This window comes from Vreelandella lionensis (assembly GCF_044543515.1).
In the GTDB taxonomy this organism is placed as follows: Bacteria; Pseudomonadota; Gammaproteobacteria; order Pseudomonadales; family Halomonadaceae; genus Vreelandella; species Vreelandella lionensis.
Genome location: NZ_JBITWC010000050.1, coordinates 1 through 2,923, shown reverse-complemented (window position 1 = coordinate 2,923; position 2,923 = coordinate 1). Strand labels below are relative to the sequence as shown.

Annotated in this window: 4 protein-coding genes; 3 read left to right on the top strand and 1 reads right to left on the bottom strand. The window is 46.7% G+C overall.

All coding sequences use genetic code 11. From position 1 onward, the window contains the following. Positions 1–131 precede the first annotated feature (131 nt). Positions 132–1,052: a ketopantoate reductase family protein gene (locus ACIGG6_RS18220; protein WP_399846538.1), complete on the bottom strand. Its 921-nt coding sequence runs from the start codon at positions 1,050–1,052 to the stop codon at positions 132–134. A gap of 477 nt (positions 1,053–1,529) precedes the next feature. On the opposite strand from ACIGG6_RS18220, the gene ACIGG6_RS18215 reads away from it, so the two are divergent. Genes ACIGG6_RS18215 through ACIGG6_RS18205 form a run of 3 tightly spaced genes read left to right on the top strand, consistent with a single transcriptional unit; the run spans position 1,530 to position 2,843 of the window. Continuing rightward, positions 1,530–2,096: a hypothetical protein gene (locus ACIGG6_RS18215; protein ID WP_399846536.1), complete on the top strand. Its 567-nt coding sequence runs from the start codon at positions 1,530–1,532 to the stop codon at positions 2,094–2,096. Then, entirely contained in the window at positions 2,071–2,445 is a 375-nt protein-coding gene (locus tag ACIGG6_RS18210) for a hypothetical protein (RefSeq protein ID WP_399846535.1), read from the top strand. Before ACIGG6_RS18215 ends, ACIGG6_RS18210 begins: the two co-directional genes overlap by 26 nt. Continuing rightward, positions 2,445–2,843, top strand: a complete 399-nt coding sequence (locus ACIGG6_RS18205; RefSeq protein ID WP_399846534.1) for a hypothetical protein — start codon at positions 2,445–2,447, stop codon at positions 2,841–2,843. Before ACIGG6_RS18210 ends, ACIGG6_RS18205 begins: the two co-directional genes overlap by 1 nt. Positions 2,844–2,923 lie beyond the last annotated feature (80 nt).

The window sequence follows — 2,923 nt, the reverse complement described above, 5'->3', positions numbered from 1 at the left end:
GAGTAGCTACTCTAAAAGGCCGGATATAAGCGTGCAGTCCTTCCCCGTGTTGGTCTTATAGCTTGCTTGCTCAACGGGACGGGTCCATATAAGGGCGCTTCAGCGCGGATGACCCAGCCACCCAAGCCCACCTAAAACCTCGCTTCTAACAACGCCAACTCCTGATTTAACTCTTTCAATCCTCCGCACCCCAACCCATGCCGTTCAGCGCGCTCAATCAGCGGCCCTAAAATCGCCCCGCGCTCGGTAGGCCGTTTCGCCTCCACATCCTGCAACATCGAAGCTTTATTATTCGCGGTGTTTTCCACCACCTGCCAAACCAAAGCCAGCCACGCGGCGTCACCCTCACCACCATTCGGCGGCACAACGCCTTCCTTCGCTAAAATCGCCGCCACTTCCTTCACCACGGCAACCACACGGCCCGAGTAGGCATCACCACGAAGTTCCCCATTGCGCACGCCATGCAACGCCACCAGGGGGTTAATCGCCGCGTTGACCGCTAGCTTCTGCCACAGGCGGCTGCGGATATCGTTCACAGCCGTAGCGGTAAACCCAGCCTCACTCAATAGCGCCGCTAAGGATTCCGCTAACCCTGCGTGCTGGTTATCCAAATCCCCGATAAACGTTGGCCCACGGCCTGCGTGTACCACGCCACCATCTCCGGTTAAGTACGCCCCTTGAGTAGTGGTAGCGCACAGCACCGGCCCAGGCCACGTTTGGGTAATGCGCGGCTGGGCATAAAAACCGTTCTGCCAAAGCACCAGCGGGGTAGAGAGGGGCAGCAGGCTAGCAATACTCGAAAGCGCCGCCTCTGCGGCCATGGCTTTGGTGGTGATATGCACAAACGCAGGCGGCTTAGGTGCATTAGCCGCCAGCTGTTTAGCGGTGAGTGAGGTTAAGTGCTGAACACGCGCTTCGCCTTCTGGCGTGGTTAGCACCTGCCGCGTAGGCAATTCACGGCGGCCAATCACCGCCACCTCCACAAACGGGGCCAGCGAGTGCGCCAATAAACGGCCAATGGCCCCAGGGCCAAGAATCCAGTGGGTTGTCATGGGTAAAGCATCTTCAGCAACGAGAGTGCCGCCAAGCTTACCGTGTTCGGTGTGGGGAGGCTAAGGGGAGAAAAAGGGCTATGGATATGACTATTTTCTAGTGACGTGGGTAAGGATAGTTTGGTAGGTTTGAAGCTAAGCGGATTTGATTAGTTGATGGTGAGTGGAAGATGCCGATGGTTATTACCAAGCAGGAAGTGATAGGGAATGTCAGGTTTCGACCCTGAACGGCCTTCCTCGCAGAAGCGGCATGCTTGTTCAGCCGTGTTATGCATCCAGCACGATAATCTATTTTATGTTGCCTATTTATACTTAATTTATTTTAATTTCAATGGGATAGATCGTGAATGATGGGCTGTATAACCTCAATGAACGCGCCGCCGGGTTCATTGAGGTTATGTAGAAAGGCTTATAATCACTGTTATAGTCAGCCTCATTTCGTAGAGTAAAGAAAATAATGGAATTCGGGAACTATAAATGATCCAGACTAAGTACGGACCTTTTGATGGTGACTCGTGGGAGAGTCTGTGCCAACTGGTTTTTAAATCAAAGTATAAAGATAATCAATATCAAGAAATGGTTGCCTCACCTGGTGACTTCGGAATCGAAGGCTTTACGAAGTTGGACGGAATTGCATTTCAGTGTTATTGCCCAGATAACCATTACACTCAACAAGAGTTATACCAGAAGCAAAGAGATAAAATAACTAAAGATCTCGGAAAACTTCGAACATATGAAGCCGAAATTGCTCGCCGACTAGGGACGACGACTCTGAAAGAGTGGATTTTTGTTACCCCACAAATATCAGATAATAATTTGTTGAAGCATGCGCAGACAAAACAGGAGGAAGTTGTCGGCTGGGGCTTGATTATTCATTCTGACTTCAAAGTGATAGTGCAAGATGCTGACTTTTTTGCTAAGGAAATCAATGACATTCAGACGGCGAGAGGTAATAAAATCACACTATTCTCAGCATTAGACTTGACAAATAGTACCGAAGATGAAGATCTCACCACATATGAAGAAAATATTAGTAAAAAATAAAGTTCGCTGTACATTTAATGGCGTTTTAAATGAAGATAAACATTTAAAGTTGAATCTCCTGACTTCCAAAAAATGGCTCAATAGTGACATATTTCTTAAAGAAATAGAAAAAAATGCTTCAGAAATTTACTTTCATGTAATGAGAGTGGTTAGCCAGTATGAGAGTGAAGTAGAAGAGCTTTGTATAATATGGAATGGAGAGGCTGAAGATTTAATATCTAAGGTGCGAGACGAACTAGCTCTAAGAATAGGGGAGGCTATTCCTGCACTGGGAGAGGCAGAGAGGTATCGTCTATCCGATCAAATGACTTCTAAATGGCTTGCGCTATGTCCATTAGGTATTGAATGATGAGTAAAATTACATTCCATAGAAAACCTATGCCGCTTATGGCCGAGCATCGACCGATCTATAAAATAACTCAGATATTACTAGTGCTTCATCTTGCATCACGCGGAAATAAGTCTAGTTTAATCCGTTTGCATTTATTTAGTTGGGTTTTGAAAGATGAGAGAAGGAAGACTATCTTGATGGAATCGGTGAGAAACAACAAAATTTTATTTGGAGTGTGGGGCGTTGATCCTGCAGTCAATATATCGCTTCAATACGCTGAGGCAGAAGGGTTGATTGAAAAGGCTGGGCTGTCATATAAGTTAACTGAACGTGGTGTTAAATATGCATCCAGAATAGATGATGATATGGCTTTCAAAGATGACTACATTTTCCTTAGATCATTAGGGAGGCTCTGAAAAAGTCTCTGCCTTCAGCGATAATACGAACATCGTCAACTGCATAGGGTTCAGTGCTGCCATGGATCAGATCACCTTCT

What these genes read in the sequence shown, in the direction of transcription:
- ACIGG6_RS18220 (WP_399846538.1), bottom strand. Translation starts at nt 1,052, where the DNA reads ATGACAACCCACTGGATTCTTGGCCCTGGGGCCATTGGCCGTTTATTG.
- ACIGG6_RS18215 (WP_399846536.1), top strand. Translation starts at nt 1,530, where the DNA reads ATGATCCAGACTAAGTACGGACCTTTTGATGGTGACTCGTGGGAGAGT.
- ACIGG6_RS18210 (WP_399846535.1), top strand. Translation starts at nt 2,071, where the DNA reads ATGAAGAAAATATTAGTAAAAAATAAAGTTCGCTGTACATTTAATGGC.
- ACIGG6_RS18205 (WP_399846534.1), top strand. Translation starts at nt 2,445, where the DNA reads ATGAGTAAAATTACATTCCATAGAAAACCTATGCCGCTTATGGCCGAG.